We start from the raw sequence: 19352 nt of genomic DNA, 5'->3' as shown, positions 1-19352 counted from the left end.
GCATAATTACCTAGGTGGTCTAGATCACAAGTGCCCAGCGAGCGTTTGCTTACTAACCATCCGTCGAATATGCTTCTTAACATATTCACAGGCGCGTCCCAGGCCTGTGCGAAGCGCCAGGAGAGACCAATGTGGGTCATCGAGTTCAATATCGCCGGCCTCCGTTTCACGCGTGAGATTCCCGAGCCGCGTCGAAGTCGACTTCGTCCGCGCGAGCAGCACTTCCCACTCACCGGATCCACTCCCGAGCCCTCGCACGCGGCATGACATCCGTCTCCACCAAGCGCGGCGGCACCAGGGACAAGATGGTGGTCAGCGCAGCCCAGGTGATGCGGGAGCGTGGCGCCGCCGGGGTCACCATCGATTCGGTGCTCGCCCGCAGCGGCGCGCCGCGCGGGTCGGTGTATTACCACTTCCCCGACGGACGCAACCAGATCCTGGCCGAGGCGCTGCGCTACTCGGGCGACACCATCACCACCGTCATCGACCGGGCCGCCGACCGCGGCGCACGGGCCCTGATCCGCGAATTCGTCGAGCACTGGGAACGCCAACTGACCGAGGGTGACTTCACCGCCGGCTGCCCCGTCGCGGCGGCCGCACTCGGCTCGGCCGACGAAGAACTCGAACTCAAGACCGAGGCCGGCGACATCCTGGGCCGCTGGTGTGCGGCCATGACACGCGCGTTCGTCGCCGACGGCTTCGACGGGCGCGACGCGGCATCTCTGGCGGTGACGTCGATCGCCGCTTTGGAAGGCGCGATCATGTTGTGCCGCTCCACGCGCAGCGTGGGACCGTTGCGAGACGTCGGGGAACAACTCGAATTCCTGGTCAAGGCAAGGGAATTCGTTGCTCGCAATAAGATCGATCAGCCGTAAGCTCCCGGTCTGAGGACTGGATCTCCGCCGGCAACACGCGTTTGTTGCTCGATACGCACAATTAACTGGGAATACCCTGTGAAGCCTTGCGGATCTGGTTAAGCTGTGAGGGCGATCACGTCGCTGGATGATCGCCCCGCGCTGCGGCCACACGGGCCACACTCAGGCCGCAAAGCTGGGGGTTAAGCATGTTCGTCTCCGCGATTCCTGACGTGATCGGCACGGCTGCAACGGATTTAGCAACCCTCCGCGAGGCGGTCGCCGAGGCCGGAGCGGCCGCGGCGGCACCGACCACGGGCATCCTGGCCGCCGCCGCCGACGAGATATCGGTGGCCATCTCTGCGCTGTTCGGCGAGCACGCGGCGGCCTACCAGGCGCTGAGCGCCCAAGCCGTAGTGTTTCACCAACAATTCGTGCAGGCCCTGAACGCGGCCGGCGGCGCCTACGCCGCCGCCGAAGCGGCCAATGCCGCGGCCGCCGCCAACCCGTGGCAGCTGCTGCAGCAGCAGATACTCGCCGCGATCAACGCACCCACCCAGGCACTGTTGGGCCGCCCCCTGATCGGCAACGGCACCAACGGCGTTGCGGGCACCGGGCAAAACGGGGGCCCCGGCGGCCTGCTGTGGGGCAACGGCGGCAACGGTGGATCCGGCACACCCGCGACCGCCACTTCCGCGGCCGGCAATGGTGGCAACGGCGGCGCCGCCGGATTGATCGGCCACGGTGGCGCCGGCGGGGCCGGCGGGACATCCGCCAACGTCAACTTCTTCCCCGGCGCTGGTGGCGCCGGAGGGGCCGGCGGGCTGCTGTTCGGCAACGGTGGTGCCGGCGGTGTCGGCGGCGTCAACCTCAACAGCACCGGTCACGTCGCCGCTGGACAGGGCGGCGCCGGCGGAGATGCCGGCGGGTTGTTCGGCACCGGTGGGGCGGGCGGCGACGGCGGCAGCGCGCTGGAACGCGGATACGGCGGCAGCGGCGGCGACGGTGGGCACGGCGGACTGATCAACGGCAACGGCGGCAACGGTGGCAACGGCGGCGCGGGCGCCCTTAACAGCCTGAGCCACTACAAGGGCAACGGTGGCAACGGCGGGGCCGGCGGAATGTTGAGCGGCAACGGCGGCAACGGCGGGGCCGGCGCGGGTGGCGGAAACGGCGGCAACGGCGGAGCGGCGGGCGCGGTCGGCAACGGCGGCGCAGGTGGTGCCGGGGGTGCGGCCACCGCCAACACCTTGGGCGTCATCGGCGGCAACGGCGGCAACGGCGGCACTGGGGGCAGCCTGTTCGGCGACGGCGGTCATGGCGGCACGGGTGGCCAATCAGCCACCGGCGTCGACAACACCGGCGGCAACGGTGGCGCCGGCGGCAACGCTATTGGCCTGATCGGCAGCGGCGGCGACGCCGGCGATGGCGGCCAAGCCGCGGCCAAGGGAGGAGCTGGTGGCCGGGGCGGCAACGGGGCCATCATCGGCAGCGGCGGAGCAGGCGGCGCCGGTGGCATCGGGCTGCTGACAGCGGCGGGCGGTAACGGCGGAGACGCGCAATTCATCGGCAACGGCGGCAACGGCGGTAGCGGCTTCAACACTGCCGGCGGTACCGGCGGCGCCGGAGGCCTGATACTCGGAGTGCCCGGAACCGACGGTCGGCAGGGGCCGTGAGAGGCCCCGAAGGTAGCCGCCTCTGCGGCCCGTGCCGTCCGGGGGTCGGCCTCAGATCGGGATCGAGATGAGCGGCGGCGGCGACGTGGGCGCGCCGATCGCCACGGCCAATTGCTGCGGTGCGTAGTTGATCAGGAGCTGCAGCAGTCCGCTGAAGGGTGTACCGCCGGCGCCGATATCGACGGAGGTGATCGGCACGATCGGAGCCGCGAGCGTCGAAAGAGTCACCGATATGGGGTAGTAGCCGGGTTGCACGAGCAAGCCGTCGAGCGGGAGATTCGCCACCGCGGTGGCGTTGACAATCGATGGCAGGTTTATCCCAAACAAGTTCACTGCCGGAATGGCGATTTGCCCCAAGTTCAGCGAGTACGGGAAGACGGCATGTCCGTTGAGAAAGCCGTCCAAAACCGTCGCCGGGAACCCGAACGCGGCGGCGAACGCTGCCGCGCCATTGCCGGCCTGCACCGCACTGGTGAACGCGGCGCCGGCCGCCTGGGCCGCCTGGAATGCGGCGGTCGGTGGACCGATCACCGCCGCGCCCGCCACCAGCGGCAACCCGATCATGTTGTTCACCGCCAGCGGCGCGCCACCACTGGTGAGCACCTCGATGGTCGGCGTGACGGACATGTCGGTGAGCGTGTGCACCACGTTGCCGAAGTTGGTCGCGATCTTGCCGGGGATCGCCGACACCGGCGCGAAGTTTCCGGTCTGCAGCGCGGTCAGGATGGTTTGGCCGTAGCCCGCCTGGTTAGCCAGGAACTGGCGCAGGAACGGGAAGGGGTCGGCCAGCCAGTCGGCGCCGAGCGCCTGCAGGTTGGTCACCGTGTTGTAGACCAACTGGTTGTAGGGCCCGAACAAGCCGGTGAACACCGGACCGGCATTGCCGAAGTTGACGTTGACCAGGTTGGGCAGCAGCGAGTTCACCAGACCGGACAACGAATTCTCAAGGCCGGTAAGCGAAGTCGGCAGCCCGGGCAGCAGGCTGGCCAACGTCGTCTGCAGGTTGGCCCCGAGCGCACCGAGGTTGTTGACCGTGCCCAGCAGGCCGGGGACCGAATTCAGGAAACCGGTGACCGAACCGATGTTCCCGAGCGCACCCAGCGAGCCGCCCAGCGAGGCGACGACCCCGTTCAAGCCGCCACCCAGGTTGCCCAGCAGCGACCCGATGTTGCCGGTGCCGCCGGTCAGGCCGCCCAGCAGCCCACTCAAGGGGGTGGCGCCACCGAGCAGCCCACCCAAACCCGTGCTGGCCCCGGTCAATCCGCCCACGGCGCTGCTGATGGTGCTGCCCACGCTGCCGAGACCCGCGGTGAGGCCGCCCAGACCCCCGGTACTCGCGGTGACGCCGCTCAACACTCCGCCGAGGCCGGTGCCCAGGCCGGTGCTGACGCCGGTCAGACCGCCGGTGCTGCTGGTCACACCGCCGAGTAGCGAGCCCACCGTGCCGCTGCCGCTCGTCGCCCCGATGAGCCCGCCCAGCAGTCCGTTGCCGCTGGATGCCGCCGAACCCAGCGAGCCGGCGCCCGCGAGCAGTGACTGCACCGGCGCAATCACCGCGTTGGCGATAGCCTGCTCGGCATTGGCGATCTCGGCGCTGATGTAGGCGCCGGCGCCGGAGTTCAGCATCGCGACGAACTGCGCGTGGAAGCTCTGCGCCTGAGCACTCATCATCTGGAATTGCCGGCCGAAGTTGCCGAACAGCGCGGCCAGGGCGGCCGAAACCTCGTCAGCAGCAGCGGGCACGACTCCCGTAGTCGGGACTACCGCTGCGGCCGCCGCTTCGCCCAGCACGGAATGGATTCCTGCCAGATCCGATGCTGCCGCTTCCAGCAGGTCCGTTGCCGCGACAACGTAGGACATGTCCGCCTCCCTCGCTTCATTGCGAGCCACCCAGAGTCAGTGCCACTGAGCTGAGCGTAAAACGAACCTTCCGGATCCGAAGGCAGATTAGATTTATTCCTTCGTTTACCGGCCCGAAATCTGCGGCGAGGATGCAGCCGACCGCCCACCCGGCGGCGGAAGGACGGTGGCTCCCACCGTCCGGAACGGGGGCAGGTGGCGCCGGTGGCAACGGCGGGCTGCTCCTGGGCCTCCCCGGGGAAGACGGGCCTAGCGGACCCGCGCTGTAATTCTCAGTCGCTGGCCGGCAGCGGCTTGACCTCTTTGAGGGTCAGCTTGATGTCCCCGACACTCAACGAGCCCGCGCCCGGCTTGGTGACCAGCACCTCGGCACCCGACTCGTCGACGTAGCGCTTGCCCATCACGCTGCCGTCGGCGAAAGCGGGGTCCAGCTCGCCGGAACGCTCGGCGCCCATCTCCACCATCGGCGCACCGCCGCAGCGCAGGTCGTCGAGGCTGTCCGCGCTGCGGACAACGATGATCTGGGTGTCACACACCTGGCTGGCGAGACGGGTTCCGTTCTTGATCATGCGTGCAGTCCCTTCAGCCCCTCGATGATCTCCCGCCGCAGCACTTTGCCGGTCGGGGTGGTGGGCAGCTCGTCGCGAAACACTACTCGGTCGGGGGTACGCGACCCCCGCAAACTCTTGCGCACATGTTCGCGCAGTTCCTCGGGATCGGGGTCGATACCCACGGCAGGCACCACCACGGCCACGATCGCCTGGCCCCACTGCGGATCGTCGACACCGACCACCGCCACGTCGCGGACATGGGAGTGCTCGATCAGCACCTCTTCCAGCTCGGCGGGTGCGATGTTCTCCCCGCCGCGGATGATGGTGTCGTCGCTGCGTCCGCCGATGAACAGGAAGCCGTCCTCGTCCAGCATGGCGATGTCCCGGGTGGGAAACCAGCCCTGCTCGTCGAGCACCGAGCCGATCCCGGTGTAGCGACCCGACACCTGCTCGCCGCGCACGAACAGCTCACCGGTCTCCCCCGGCCCCAGCACGTTGCCGTCCTCGTCACGGACCTGCAGCTCAATGCCGGGCACCGGTTGGCCGACCGATCCCAGTCGCCGGGCGGCGGCGGCGTCGGCCGCAGTGTGTGCCGCCCGGTGGTCGTCGGGGGTCAGCACGGCGATCGTCGAACTGGTCTCGGTCAGCCCGTAGGCGTTGACGAAACCCACATGCGGCAACAACTCGAGAGCCCGGCGGACCAGCGGCAGCGGCACTTTCGAGCCGCCGTAGGCCAGGTTGCGCAGCGACGGCAGCCGATGCTCGCCCGACTCGAGCACCGTGACGATGCGGTCCAGCATGGTCGGCACCACGGTCGCCGTCGTGACGTGCTCGGCCTCGATCAACCGGACCCATTCCTGCGCATCGAAATTGGGCAGATAGACCATCTTGCGCCCGGCGTACAGGTTGGACAGTGCCGCGCCGACTCCGGCTACGTGATACGGCGGTACACAGATCAGCGCGGCGTCTTGCGGTGCGGCCGAATCGAATTCGACGGTGCCGGTGACATAACTGGTCAGATTGTTGTGCGAGAGCTCGACGGCCTTGGGCTGCGACGTGGTGCCCGAGGTGAACAGCACGACGGCCACCGCGTCCGGGTCGGGAAATTCCGCGGCCGGCTCGGCGGTGTTGGCGGCGGTCAGGAATTCGTCGGAGGTCATCAGGTGCTTGGCTGAGCCGGCGACCATGTCGCGGTAGCGGTCGTCGACGACCACCAGCGGTTCGGGCAGCCGCTCGATCAGGGCCCCGATGCCCTCGCCGGACAGCCGGTAGTTGATCGGGGTGAAGGCCAGGCCGGCGCGGGCGGTGGCGAAAATGAGCAGCGGCAACATGGTGCCGCCGGTACCGACGTACACGACGTGCCGGGCGCCCGAGGCGGCGATCACTCCGGCTCCGCCGTCGGCGAGGTCACTGAGCTGCTGGGTGGTCAGCCGCAGATCGTCGGTGACGACTGCGATGCGGTCCGGGTTGCTCGACGCAGCCATCTCGAGCAGCAACGAAATGCTCAAATCAAATCCCCTCCGGGATCCCCGACCCTTTACAAATCCTGGCCATAGTGTAACTAGCAACTTAGTCTAGATGATGCTCAGATGCTGCCTCGGGGCAGCACCCACCGATGATCGAAGGCCCCGACCAAGCCGGCGTCGTAGTGAACCACCGTTAGCCGGTGCGCGGCGGCCAGTGTGGCGGTGAGCAGATCAGGAATCCCGACGGCGCGACGACGGCCGGTGTTGTCGGATCAGGTGCCGGTCCAGCGCGCCGGGCGCTTCTCGGCGAACGCGATCGCGCCCTCCTTGGCGTCGTTGGAGGCGAACACCGGACCCAGGATCTTGATCTGCTCGGCGAACATGGTGTCGCGGCTCCAACCGCGGGACTCCACGATGATCTTCTTGCTCGCGGCCACCGCAAGCGGGCCGTTGGCGGCGATCTTCTCGGCCAGCTTCAGCGCGGCGTCCAGCACCTCGCCCGGTTCGGCGAGCACGTTCACCAGACCCAGCTCGTGGGCGCGTTCGGCGGACAGGTTGTCACCGGTCAGCGCCAGCTCCATGGCAATGGCGTACGGGATGCGCTCGGGCAGCCGTAGCAGTCCCCCGCCGCCGGCCACCAGGCCGCGCTTGACCTCCGGGATGCCGAACGCCGAATCCTTGGCTGCCACAATCAAATCCGTGGCCAGCGCCAGCTCGGTGCCACCGGCCAGCGCGTAACCCTCCACCGCGGCGATGAGTGGCTTCTCCGGCGGACGCTCGGTGAACCCCATGCCGCGGCCCTCGACGATGGGCAGCTCGCCGCGGGCGAAGGCCTTGAGGTCCATGCCCGCGCAGAACGAGCCACCGGCTCCGGTCAGGACGGCCACCGACAGGCCGGCGTCGCCGTCGAGTCGGTCCATGGCGTCGGCGAGCCCATGAGCCACCGCGGAATTGACCGCGTTCTTGGCCTTGGGACGGTTGATGGTGATGACCAGGATCCGGTCACGCTGTTCGACCAGGACCTCGGGTTCGGTAGCTTCGTCGCTCACAAGGGGAGATGTTAGCCGCCACCCCGCGTGACGAACCGGCCGGTGCGTGTAAAGCCCGCTCAGGCTTGAGCCATCGCCTCCGGGACCACCGTCAACTCCTCGGAAAGACCTGCCGCCCTGCGTATTTCGACGAAGTCGGCGATCATCGCCGCGGTCACCTCGTGCGGGTCATCGACCGTCGCGCCGTCGGTAAGCACCGAGATGTTGAGCTGGTCGACGTAACTCCACACGGTGATGTTCAAGCCGCTGCCCGCGGTCAGCGGGCCCACCGAATAGATCTCGGTGACCAGCGCGCCGCCCACCCGGCCGCGCTCGCGGGGACCCGGGACGTTGGAGATGTTCAGGTTCAGCACCTTGTTCTGCCCGTCGCGGCTGGACAGCCACCGGAACATGGCCTCGGTCGCACGCGGCGGCCAATACGCGGCCCACCGGCTGATCAGTTCCGGCCCCAGCAACTGGTGGCTCTCCTTGGCCGAGACCGCACTGTCGTGCGCGGCCTGCACCCTTTTCAGCGGGTCGTCCACGTCGGTCGGAATTGTGACCATCATCCCGCTGAAATGGTTGCCGGAGATGCGTTCCGGGGAGAAGTCGTAGGCCACCGGCACCGAGGCCAGCAGCGCCTCGGCCTTGCCGTCGTAGCGCAACAACAGGGTGCGCAGCGCACCGCTGGACATGGCCAGCACCATGTCGTTGATCGTCGCGCCGAGCTTCTTGCCGGTCTCCTTGACGTCGGCCAGCGCCAGCGTCGCGGTGGCGAACCTGCGTTCCGGGGTGAGCATGTGGTTCATGAACGACGGCGGTGGCTCGATCGGGCGGGTGAGCTCCGGTGACAGCTTGCGCGAACTGCGTCGCACCCGGCCGATGCCCTGCGCGGTGTAGGCGAGCGTTCCCGGGATCCGCTTGATGTGCCGCATGTGGTCGACGAACGCCGTGCTCATCAACTCGCGCTTGGTGGGAGCGGGATCGGGTTGGTAGGACTCGGACTGCGGCGTCGGCATCAAATCCATGCCGTGGGCCATCAGATTCGCCGATGCGACGCCGTCGGCCAGCGCGTGATGGATCTTGAGCACCACCGCGATCCGGTCGTTGGCCAGACCCTCGACGAAGTACATCTCCCACAGCGGACGGGCACGGTCCAGCGGCGTGCTGGCGATCTGCCCGACCGCCCCGTCGAGCTCGCGACGGCCGCCCGGCGCCGGCACCCGCCACGGCCGGACGTGATACTCGAAGTCGATCTCGCAGTTCTCCCGCCACATCGGGTGGTGGAACTTGTACGGCACGTCGATCAGCTGATAGCCGAGCGGGACCAGCTTGTCCATCCGGCCCTTGATGACCTCGCGGAACGCGTCGATGGTGAATCCCCGCCTGGCCGCGTCCAACTCGATGACGGCGACCTTGACGGTGTGCATGTGCACATTGGGCGTCTCGCTGTACAGCAGTACCGCGTCCCAGCCGGTGAGCCGTTTCACCGCAGTTCCCTAGCCATAGCGCGACCTTACAAGCGGCCGGTTATCAGATGACCTCTTTGGCGAACTGTGTCCGGGTGCGGTGCACCTGGTTGAGGAACAGGGCGGTGGCGTGGGCCATCGCGCCGGCCCGGGGGCCGTCGGTCATGTCGAAGCCGTGACCGGCGCCGGGCAGCTCCACATAGTTGACCAGCGACGCGGACACCGACCGCAGCCGCTCGACGAAGCTGCGCGCCTGCGCCACCGGGATCACACTGTCCCGGCTGCCGTGAATCACCAAGAACGGCGGCGCATTTCGGTGCACCCGCGCCATCGGAGAGGCGTCGCGGAACACGTCGGGGTTGCGGTCGATCGAACGCTGCACCACCACCCGCTCCAGGAACTGGACGAACCGTTCCCGCTCGGGCGTGGAGCGGTCTTCCCAGCAGTACCGGCCGTAGATGCCGACCACGGCGTCGACCGAGCTGTCGGCGCCCTCGGGCAGCCGCGCCTGATGGGCCGGGTCGTCGTCGGTGAGGCCGGCCAACGCGGCCAGGTGCCCGCCGGCCGAGCAGCCCGCGACCGCGACGAAACTGCGGTCGCCACCGAACTTGTCGACATTGGCCCGCGCCCAGGCGATGGCGGTCTTGACGTCGGTGATGTGCCGCGGCCAGCGGTTGTGCGGTGAGACCCGGTAATTGATCGCCAGGCACACCCAGCCCTGCTCGGCCAGCCGCGACATCAGCGCGGTGCCCTGCATGACGGTGCTGCCGTGTACCCAGGCCCCACCGGGCACGAACACCAACACCGGAGCGGGTTCGGCGGGCAGGTCCTTACGCCGCCACACATCCAGCGTCTGCGCGGGGTGGTCGCCGTAGTGCACGCCGCGGCGGTGCAGATACTTGCTGCGGCGCAGCGCTTCCCAGAACGGTGGCCGGCGGTCGGCCGCCGGCCACTCCAGGTCCAGCTCCTCCGGAGAGACGGTTCCGCGCAGCGCCGCGATCGAGACGTCGTTGGTGCTGTCCCGCTCGCGCCGGCGCACCTCGCCGCTGCCCGGGGCGAACCGCCCCTTGGCGGTGGCGGTCACCAGTTCGGGAGCGAAGCGCATCCCCCACACGCTCATCGCGGTGACGGTGCCCAGCGGTTCCAGGTGCTTGCCGATGACCGGCAGCGCTGCCCCCGCGCGACTCAGTGCCAGCAGGTAGTCCGCGGGACCAGCCCGCAACATCCACTTGACGCAGGATTTGGACTGTCCAGTCGACGTCATGCAGGGGAGCGTACCCCTACTGACGGGTAATAACCCAGCAATATCTCGCGGTTGCGTGCCCCCAGTCCGAAAACTCGTTGTACTGGGCTTGCCGGGGGGTTGACCGATGCATGCTCAGGGATCATTTCGGTGTTTGCTACTGGGGTGATCCCGGGTGGGGATCCGTCCAGGTCTGAAGCCGCTCCGGCTCGGCGCAGGCGGGCCGGACCCCGAAACTTCCGGTGATTTCATCTAAACCTGTTGCAGCCCAGCAGTTTTGAGCTTCCATGGCGGGCTTCACCCATCTTACACATCGAAATACGTTGATTTAGAACAATATTCGGACTTAGGTACGGCGGCCGACCACCCCTTGAGAAGCCGCCGGCGGGCAACTTGGATACTGGTCCGATGGCAGCCAACGCCGACGTCCACCCCGATCTGCGCCGCATCGCCCGGTTTGCCCCGAAGCGGCTGGCCAGCCCCCGCACGTTGCCGCTGATACGTGCCGTGATGGGACTGCAAACCCGGCTGGGCCGGACCCCGAAAGACGTCGAGGTCCTCACCCTGCCGTCCGGCGCCGGCGCGCGGCTGTACCGGCCCACCGAGGCGCTCGAGCCGGGCCCGGCGATGCTATGGATCCACGGCGGCGGCTACGTGCTGGGTTCGGCGCAACAGGACGACGAGCTGTGCCTGCGTTTTAGCAGCAGACTGGGGATCACCGTGGCGTCAGTGGAATATCGGCTGGCCCCCGAGCACCCCTACCCCGCTCCCCTCGAGGACTGCTACGCGGTGCTCGAGTGGCTGGCCGCGTTGCCCGCAGTGGACCGCGACCGGGTCGCCATCGGGGGAGCCAGCGCGGGCGGCGGCCTGGCGGCGGCGCTGGCGCTGCTGGCCCGCGACCGCGGCGAACTCACGCCCGCCTTTCAGCTGCTGGTCTACCCGATGCTCGACGACCGCAGCTCCGCGGCGCCGGCCGACCCGAACTTCCGGCTGTGGGACCCGGCGGCCAACCGGTTCGGCTGGACCTCCTATCTGGGCAACGCCGACCCCACTCGCGCAGTCCCGGCGCGCCGCACCGATCTGAGCGGGCTGCCGCCGGCGTGGATCGGCGTCGGCACCCACGACCTGTTTCACGACGAAGACGTCGAATACGCGCGCCGGCTCACCGAAGCCGGAGTGCCCTGCCAACTCGAGACGATCCCGGGCGCGTTTCACGGCTTCGACCTGGTGGCCTCCAAAGCCGGTGTCTCGCAACAGTTTTTCGGGATGCAGTGCGACGCGCTGCGACCGGCCCTGTTCGGTCACATGGCGAAGTAGACGAGTTCGCCCCTGATCACGGTGGCCGCCACCAGTCCGGCATCCAGTTCTGCCAGCACCACCGCGGGCGGTTCGGAAAGCACACACAAATCGCCCGGCTCCCCGATCTCCACCGTGCGCGGCCGGTCCGGGCGATCCGGCCAGCCCAGAAACATCGTCAAAGCCGTTCGCCCCGAGACACATTCGCTCGCATTCAACACGGCGCCACTGCGCGTGGTGCGAGAAACCGCGGCCCGCATCGCCGCCCACGGGTCGCCGTGTCCGAACGGCATGTCCGTCGACAACGCGACCGGGATCTGAGCATCCAGCAACGACGCGACCCGCCACAGGCTGGTCGTGTTCGTGGGCCGGCACGTCGGTCAGGTACTGGTCCCCCCCGCTCGGCGACGAAGTTGGGCTGGGTCACCACGGTGACACCCAGCTCGGCCAAGTCGGCAACATTGTCGTCGGCGACGACGGCGGCGTGCTCGATCCGATCGAACGGATGGCTGCCGGCCACGCGCAACGCCGCGATCGTCACCACCAGCTGGGCGGCTGTCACGCAGTGCACGGCGACCGGCTGCCCCAGCGCGTGCCGTTGCGCGATCCACTCAGCCAGCGCATCCAGATCCAGGCCGTCGTCGTGCAGAATCCTCTTGCCCGGCGACAACAACCGGATGCCGGGCCGGAATTCGCCGCTGCGGTGCGCCATCATCAGCGAGATCAGTTCTGCCGCATCGATATCCGGGGTGGCGTCGGTGACTCCGGTGACACCGGTCGCGGTGATGCGCCGACTTAGTTCGGCGAGATCGGTTTCGCGCCGCTGCAGCGCCTCCGACCACGGGTCCGCGCTGCGCAGCCGCCCGTCAGGATGCGCGGCCAGACCCACCCGCCCCAGCGCAGCGGAGTTGAGCATCCACAGCGCGCCGCTGCGGTGCTGAATGCGCACCGGAACGTTGGCCAGTACCGCATCCAAGGTGGCCCGGTTCAGCTCCCCGGCCACCGACTCGTGATAGCCGACAGCGCGAATCCAACCGTCCGGCCCGGGCACCGCAGACGAAAGTGCTTGTCGGAGTTGCTCTTCGGTGAACACGGCAGGCGGACCAACCGACAGCGAATCCAGCGCGGAGGCCGCCGAACGCAGGTGCACGTGGTGGTCGTGCAATCCGGGCAGCACCGTGCCGCCGCCGGCGTCCAGCACGCCCTCCCCGCGTCGCGGCGCCAAGCGCTGGCCCACCTCCTCGATCCGCGCGCCGACCCGGATATCGACGCCGCACCCGTCCAGCAGCGTGGCCCGCTGAATCAACATGGGCAGCGTCGGTTCGCGACCAAGCGGCGCACCGCCTCGTTGTCGGCGCCCAAGGCGGCGGCCTTCCCGGCGACCAGCGGTGGAGACGGCGCGGGCGCCTCGACCGGCGCGACCGCCGGGCCGGCGGGCAGCGCGGCGTACGTCGCGGCGACGGCGGCCATGCACACCTCGATCAGCTCACCACCGCCGCGCTCCAACGATTCGCACACCACGCCGAATGCTTCCAGCCCGGCCAGCGGGTCGGCGATCGCATCGCCGCAGAACACCGGACCGCGGCCGACCAAACCGCCGGCCACGGCGGCGTCGTCGCCGAACGCCGGCCGCCGTGAAACGTGACCGCGGATCCGCAGCCAGACCCGACCGGGCCGCGGCTCGAGATCCTCGGGGCCGAGCCGGCGGCGCGCCAGCCCGTCCGGGCGGGACGCTTCGATCACCACGTCGGCGGCCGTCAGCAGCGCGCGCAGTTCGTCGGCGTGCCCGTCGAAATCCAGGCAGCAGGACAGCTTGCCCGCGTTGATCCAGTCGAAGAAGGCGCTGTCGCCGGCGCGGGTGCCGTCGGGCCGGACAGGGCTTTCCACCTTCACGACGGTGGCGCCCGCCCGGGCCAGCAGGTACCCGCACAGCGGACCGGCCCACATCGAGGACAGATCGGCCACCAGCAAACCGGCCGTGCTGCGCACCGGACCCCGCGGGGCCATCCGGCGAATCCGCGGCGGTGCCGCGGCGGCCTCCCCGAGGGCGGCGGCGGGGATGTCGAGCAGTTCGGCCCGATCGAGTATCTCGGTCGACGCCCGCGTCGCCACCCAGCGCTGCAGCACCGGCCAGGGGTCGTCGGGCACCTCGTCTTCGCACAACAGCGCGGGCAGCACAGCGACATCGTCGGCGCGGGACAACGTGATGGCACACCAGCCGTCACGGGCCTGCAGTAGCCGGGAGGCGCCGCCGGCCGACACGCGACCACCGCGGGTCAGACCCAGCAACCCGGCCCGGCCGGCGAGCAGGACAGCCGCGTCGGGGACAATCCGGGCGGCGCGCTCGAGTACACCGGCGCGGCAGAAGTCGGGGGCGCCGTCGGGCCGACCCGTCAGGTAGGCCAGCCCACTACTGCCCCAGGCGGCCTGCTGCGAACTCACTCCTCCATGGTTGCGCGCATGATCGGCCACGACTCAGGCGGGTGGGCCGCCGTCAGGGTGCTCACCTGGCGCTTGTCGTGACCGGGAGGCCGATCGCCGTCACTCGGTTCGGGGAGAACCGAAACCGATGCCATGCCGCAGAAGATGCCCGCGCTAGGCCTAATCAGGTGCAGGGTTGAGCTGCCGCAAGAGACCGTTTGGATGATTTCATCACTATTTGAGTGAAAGTTAGTCTGTTTTGGGCCGAGTCGAGTTATCGTCAGTATCGGCTTGTGCCAATCAGCATGACCGGGGGACATGTCAAGACCTCTGAGGTCGTGACCTAGTTAGTGGACGGTTCCCGATGTCGTACTTAATTGCAGCGCCCGACGTGCTGACCGCCGCGGCGTCAAACCTCGCCGTTATCGGCACGTCGCTGGAAACAGCGAACGCGGCCGCGGCCGCGTCGACCACCGGCCTGCTGGCCGCGGCCCAGGACGAGGTGTCGACCGCCATTGCGGCGCTGTTCGGCAGCCACGGGCAGGCTTACCAGGCCATCAGCGGTCAGGCCGCGGCGTTCCACACGCAGTTCACCCAGGCGATGGCGGCGGGCGCGCAGTCCTACGCGGCCGCAGAAGCCGCGGCCGCAACCCCCCTGCAGCCGCTGCTCGACCTGATCAACGCCCCCACCAACTTCCTGTTCGGTCGCCCCCTGATCGGTGACGGCGCCAACGGGGTCGACGGAACGGGCGGTGCCGGACAACCCGGCGGCTACATCTACGGCAACGGCGGCAGCGGCGGCTCGGGCGGGACCGGGCAGAACGGTGGCGCCGGCGGATCGGCCGGGCTGATCGGACACGGCGGTGCCGGCGGCGCCGGCGGCAACTCGGCGAACGGGGCAGCAGGGTCCGGTGGCGCCGGTGGCAACGGCGGCTGGCTGTGGGGTAACGGCGGCGCCGGCGGCTTGGGCGGCTCGAGCACCGGCGGTGTGGGCGCAGGCGGACACGGCGGCGCCGGTGGCGCCGCCCGACTGCTCGGCTACGGCGGAACCGGCGGAGCCGGTGGATCCAGCGTGGGCGCGGATGGCGGCGCCGGTGGCAACGGCGGGGCCGGCGGGCTGCTCTATGGCGGCGGCGGGACCGGCGGCAGCGGCGGCAACGCCGGCCTCACCGGAACCGGCGGCATCGGCGGGGCCGGCGCCCACGCCGGCTTGCTCGGCTGTGCTGGATACGGCGGCAACGGTGGCGACGCCGCAGGTCTCGGAGCTGCCGGCGCCGGCGGTGACGGTGGTAACGCGCTGCTGGGCTGGGGCGGCGGAGGTGGCGCGGGCGGAAACGCCAGCGGAACCGGAGCCGGTGGCGCGGGCGGCATCGGCGGCAATTCGTTTGTGGTCGGCGTCGGCGGCTGGGGCGGAGCCGGCGGATCCAGCGTCGGCGCCGATGCCGGTGCCGGTGGCGCCGGCGGGGCCGCCTGGCTGCTCGGCTTCGGCGGCTGGGGCGGAGCCGGCGGCAACAGCATGGCCGGCTTCGGCGGGGCCGGCGGGGCAGGAGCCGGCGGCGGTCTACTGCTCGGCGGCGGCGGGCACGGCGGTAACGGCGGCGCCAACCTCGGCGGCAGCGGCTCGGGCGGCGCGGGCGGAGCCGGCGGCAACGCCTGGCTGCTCGGCAGCGGCGGCCACGGCGGCAGCGGCGGCAACAGCGTGTCCGGCGACGGCGGCGGCGGTGGCGCCGGAGCAAACGCCGGGATCCTGCTCGGCTCCGGCGGCTCCGGCGGCCACGGCGGCTCGACCACCTTCCTCAACGGGATCGCGGGCAACGGTGGAACTGCCGGCAACGCCTGGCTGATCGGCAACGGCGGCCACGGCGGCAGCGGCGGCAACAGCACCGGCGGCTTCGGCGGCAACGGCGCCAACGGCGGCAACTCCGGATTCCTGCTCGGGTGCGGCGGCGACGGGGGTAACGCCGGTTCCAGCGGACTGGGCAACGGAATCGGCAACGGAATCGGCGGCGGTGGCGGTAACTCCTACCTGCTCGGCAGCGGCGGTGATGGTGGCAACGGCGTCATCGGCGGCACCGCCGGCCGGGCCGGACTGCTGATCGGCAACGGCGGCGACGGAGGCACCGGCCGAGCCGGCGCCAACGGCGGCCTGCTGTTCGGCAACGGCGGACACGGCGGCAACGGCGGCGTCGAAGTCCCCGGCAACGGGGGTAACGGCGGCCGAGCGTGGCTGCTGGGCAGCGGCGGCCACGGCGGCACCGGTAGCAACGGGGTGGCCACGGTGGCCGACGGAAACGGCTGGAGCGGCGGTAACGGCGGAACCGCCGGCATTCTGTTCGGCTTCGGCGGTGCCGGTGGCACCGGTGGCAACGGCCTGGTCACCATCGCCGGTTCCGGTACCGGCGGCGCTGGCGGTGCCGGCGGTGACGCCGGGTGGATCTGGGGCGTCGGCGGTCACGGCGGCGGCGGCGGAACCGGTGGAACCGGCAACGCGCTGGGCACCGGAGCCCTCGGCGGTGCCGGCGGCAACGGCGGCCGGGCGTGGCTGTTCGGCAGCGGCGGCGCAGGCGGCAGCGGCGGCAATGGCGGCCTCGCCGGCACCGGCTCGGCGGCCGGCAGTGGTGGCCAGGGCGGCGGCGCCGGCGCCACCGGCTTCATCTGGGGCAACGGTGCGCTCGGCGGACACGGCGGCGCCGGTGGGATCGGATCGGCCACGGCGGTTGGCGGTGCCGGCGGTGCCGGCGGCAACGGCGCCGGCAACTTCATCCTCTTCGGTGACGGCGGGTCGGGCGGCGGCGGCGGAGCGGGCGGCTCCGGCAGTGGCGTCAACGGCGTCGGCGCGGCCGGCGGCCACGGCGGTGCGGCCGGCAACAGCGGATTCATCTTCGGCAGCGGCGGCGGCGCGGCGCCGGCGGCGCCGGCGGCGACAACGTGAACAACCTGAGCGGTGGACCCGGCGGCGGCGGAGGTAACGGCGGCAGCGCCACCATCATCGGCAACGGTGGTAACGGTGGCGCCGGTGGCGCCGGTGGCAAGGGGACGCCCACCGGAACCGGCGGAACCGGTGGCGGCGCCGGCCACGGCGGGTTCTTCGGCCAGGACGGGTCAACCGGTCCGGCGGGTTGACACCCAGCCAGGCAAGTTCCGCAGCCAGTGGGTGACGGTGCCAGCCAGTTCGCGCACGGCTGGCCGGTGGATGTCGGCCTTACTAGGCCGTTAATCCCGCGATCCGGTACCAGTGGTCACGGGTAACCGGCGGAACCGATCTCCCGATAGCAGAAGCCGCCGTGCAGATCATCTCGGTTGGGGTGAGATCCCGTCCGTAAAAACTATTTGGATGAATTTCTCCCTTTTTGAGTGAAAGCTAGTCTGGTTTGACACAAGTCGAGTTATCGTAAGTATCAGCTCTGCCAATCAGCATGACCGGGGGACACGTCACGACCTCTGAGGTCGTGACCTAGTAGTGGACGGTTCCCTATGTCGTACCTAATCGCAGCCCCCGACGTGCTCAGTGCCGCGGCCTCCAACCTGGCCGCCATCGGCGAGACGCTGGAGACGGCCAACGCCGTCGCGGTCACGTCCACGACCAACGTCCTGGCGGCAGCCCAAGACGAGGTGTCGACCGCCATCGCGGCGCTGTTCGGCAGCCACGGCGCGGCCTACCAATCGATCAGCGCCCAAGCCGCGGCATTCCACGCGCAGTTCCTGCAGAACCTGTCCGCCGGGGCAGGCTCCTACGCCCAGGCCGAGGCCGCCGCGGCGGCACCCTTACAGGGCCTCGGGCAAGCCGTCCTCAACGTCATCAACGCGCCGACCGAAACACTGCTGAACCGGCCACTGATCGGCGACGGCGCCAACGCCACCACGCCCGGCGGCGCCGGGCAGGCCGGCGGATTGCTATTCGGCAATGGCGGCGCCGGCGCAGGCGGGGCCGCCGGACAGGCCGGCGGGGCCGGCGGCAATGCCGGCCTGATCGGCAACGGCGGCGCGGGTGGCGCCGGCGGTGCCTCGACCACCGCCAACGGTGGCGCCGGCGGTGCCGGCGGCAACGGTGGATGGCTATACGGCTCCGGTGGCGCCGGTGGCGCCGGTGGCGCCAACCTGAATTCCTACGGCTTCGGTGGCGCGGGTGGCGCCGGCGGCCGGGCGTGGCTGATCGGCACCGGTGGTATCGGCGGTGCCGGCGGCACCGGCGCCAGCGGTGGTGCCGGCGCGTCCGGCGGCAGCGGCGGCTGGATATACGGCGACGGCGGCACCGGCGGCGCCGGCGGCGGCAACACCAGTCCGACCGGCGTCGGCGGGGCCGGTGGCCGCGGCGGCGACGCCTGGCTGATCAGCGACGGTGGGGCCGGCGGCGCCGGCGGTGCCGGGCCCTCGGTCGGCGGCCACGCCGGTACCGGTGGTGACGGCGGCCACGGCGGCTTGCTGGCCGGCGCGGGTGGCGCCGGTGGCGGCGGCGGCACCGGCTCCACCGGCGGCAGCGGCGGCGACGGCGGCGACGCCGGCTGGCTGTCCGGCAGTTCGGGCGGCGCCGGCGGCGTCGGAGGTATCGGCAGCACCGGCGACGGCGGCCTCGGCGGCGCCGGTGGAACCGGCGGGCTGTACGGCTCCGGCGGGGCCGGTGGAACCGGCGGGCCGGCGCCAACGCCGGCGGCATCGGCGGACGGGGCGGCAACGCGGGCTGGCTACTCGGCACCGGCGGCGTCGGCGGCAGCGGCGGATCCAGCGGCGCCGGCTTCAACGGCGGTGGCGGCGGGGCCGGCGGCAACGGTGGCTGGCTGTACGGCAACGGCGGCGTCGGCGGCAACGGCGCCAACGGCGGGGCAGGAACCACCGGCATCGCGGGCGGCAACGGTGGTAACGGCGGCGCCGGCGGTCGGGGCGGCTTACTGTTCAGCGACGGCGGCAACGGTGGCAACGGCGGCATGGGCGGCAAGGGTGGTATCGGCACCACCGGGGCCAACGGGGCCGACGGAACCTTCCCCAGCGGTAACGGCCAAGACGGCGGCGACGGTGGTGTCGGGGCCATCGGCGGCAACGGCGGCAACGGCGGCGCAGCCGGCAAGGGCGGCCTGCTGTTCGGCGAATCCGGAATCATGGGCCGCGGCGGCAACGGCGGGGCCGGCGGCACCGGCGGCCTCGGCGGTAACGGTGGAAACGGCGCGGCCGGCAACGCAGCCAGCCCCAACGGCGGAAACGGCGGAAACGGCGGCAATAACGGCGCCGGAGCGGCCAGCGGCGGCGCCGGCGGCTACGGCTCGGTCATCGGCCAGCACGGAGCGGCGGGCACCACCGTCACCGGAGCGGGTGGCAACGGCGGTAACGGCGGGGCCGGATATGACGCATCGACCGGCACCGTCGCCGGCGCCAGTGGCGGCAACGGCGGCCACGGTGGTAACGGCGGCAATTACGGCAACGGCGGGGCGGGTGGCGCCGGCGGCAACGGCGCGGTCGGCAAGGCCGGCACCTCCGGTATCAGCCCCGGCGACAG

At 70.5% G+C, this 19352-nt stretch carries 12 protein-coding genes and 2 pseudogenes; 6 read left to right on the top strand and 8 right to left on the bottom strand.

The features are described 5' to 3' along the window. The first annotated feature begins 263 nt into the window (after positions 1-263). Both L6444_RS02415 and L6444_RS02410 read left to right on the top strand, forming a co-directional pair. Positions 264-875 carry a TetR/AcrR family transcriptional regulator gene (locus L6444_RS02415; protein ID WP_236980173.1) on the top strand — a complete coding sequence of 204 codons (612 nt, stop codon included), beginning with the start codon at positions 264-266 and terminating at the stop codon, positions 873-875. Between the two features lie 188 nt (positions 876-1063). After that, positions 1064-2530, top strand: coding sequence for a PE family protein (locus tag L6444_RS02410; RefSeq protein ID WP_236980172.1), 1467 nt, complete (start codon positions 1064-1066; stop codon positions 2528-2530). Between the two features lie 51 nt (positions 2531-2581). Here L6444_RS02410 and L6444_RS02405 read toward each other — a convergent pair whose 3' ends face one another. The 6 genes from L6444_RS02405 to L6444_RS02380 all read right to left on the bottom strand — a co-directional run bounded on the left by L6444_RS02405 (position 2582) and on the right by L6444_RS02380 (position 10168). Next, on the bottom strand, positions 2582-4390 hold the full coding sequence (locus L6444_RS02405) for a PE family protein (RefSeq protein WP_236980170.1): 1809 nt from the start codon (positions 4388-4390) through the stop codon (positions 2582-2584). A 272-nt stretch (positions 4391-4662) separates the two neighbouring features. After that, positions 4663-4959, bottom strand: coding sequence for a hypothetical protein (locus tag L6444_RS02400; protein WP_236980169.1), 297 nt, complete (start codon positions 4957-4959; stop codon positions 4663-4665). Continuing rightward, positions 4956-6449, bottom strand: coding sequence for a class I adenylate-forming enzyme family protein (locus L6444_RS02395; RefSeq protein WP_236980167.1), 1494 nt, complete (start codon positions 6447-6449; stop codon positions 4956-4958). Before L6444_RS02395 ends, L6444_RS02400 begins: the two co-directional genes overlap by 4 nt. 230 nt (positions 6450-6679) lie before the next feature. After that, positions 6680-7456, bottom strand: coding sequence for a crotonase/enoyl-CoA hydratase family protein (locus L6444_RS02390; protein ID WP_236980165.1), 777 nt, complete (start codon positions 7454-7456; stop codon positions 6680-6682). 59 nt (positions 7457-7515) lie between these two features. Then, entirely contained in the window at positions 7516-8925 is a 1410-nt protein-coding gene (locus tag L6444_RS02385; RefSeq protein ID WP_236980163.1) for a WS/DGAT/MGAT family O-acyltransferase, read from the bottom strand. Between the two features lie 43 nt (positions 8926-8968). Beyond that, positions 8969-10168, bottom strand: a complete 1200-nt coding sequence (locus tag L6444_RS02380) for an alpha/beta hydrolase (protein WP_236980161.1) — start codon at positions 10166-10168, stop codon at positions 8969-8971. 387 nt (positions 10169-10555) lie between these two features. Between L6444_RS02380 and L6444_RS02375 the strand changes: the two genes are divergently transcribed. Next, positions 10556-11464 carry an alpha/beta hydrolase gene (locus L6444_RS02375; RefSeq protein WP_236980159.1) on the top strand — a complete coding sequence of 303 codons (909 nt, stop codon included), beginning with the start codon at positions 10556-10558 and terminating at the stop codon, positions 11462-11464. Here L6444_RS02375 and L6444_RS02370 read toward each other — a convergent pair. Beyond that, a pseudogene (locus L6444_RS02370) lies at positions 11449-12752 on the bottom strand (amidohydrolase family protein). The gene L6444_RS02375 and the pseudogene L6444_RS02370 overlap by 16 nt on opposite strands. Beyond that, the gene (locus L6444_RS02365; RefSeq protein ID WP_236980157.1) at positions 12746-13885 is read right to left on the bottom strand and encodes a CoA transferase; all 1140 of its coding nucleotides are present in this window, start codon (positions 13883-13885) and stop codon (positions 12746-12748) included. The pseudogene L6444_RS02370 and the gene L6444_RS02365 overlap by 7 nt, the downstream one beginning before the upstream one ends. A 343-nt stretch (positions 13886-14228) precedes the next feature. Between L6444_RS02365 and L6444_RS02360 the strand changes: the two genes are divergently transcribed. The 3 genes and pseudogenes from L6444_RS02360 to L6444_RS02355 form a co-directional block, all read left to right on the top strand. Further along, a complete protein-coding gene (locus L6444_RS02360; protein ID WP_459551903.1) occupies positions 14229-16796 on the top strand; it encodes a PE family protein in 2568 nt (855 codons plus the stop codon). Continuing rightward, the gene (locus L6444_RS30390; protein WP_459551902.1) at positions 16793-16987 is read left to right on the top strand and encodes a hypothetical protein; all 195 of its coding nucleotides are present in this window, start codon (positions 16793-16795) and stop codon (positions 16985-16987) included. Before L6444_RS02360 ends, L6444_RS30390 begins: the two co-directional genes overlap by 4 nt. Positions 16988-17338: 351 nt before the next feature. Then, positions 17339-19293, top strand: a pseudogene (locus L6444_RS02355) (PE family protein); the annotation flags it as partial. Between the last annotated feature and the right edge of the window lie 59 nt (positions 19294-19352).

It is taken from the genome of Mycobacterium kiyosense (genome assembly GCA_021654635.1).
Lineage (GTDB): Bacteria > Actinomycetota > Actinomycetes > Mycobacteriales > Mycobacteriaceae > Mycobacterium > Mycobacterium kiyosense.
This window is presented reverse-complemented; position numbering and strand designations above follow the sequence as displayed.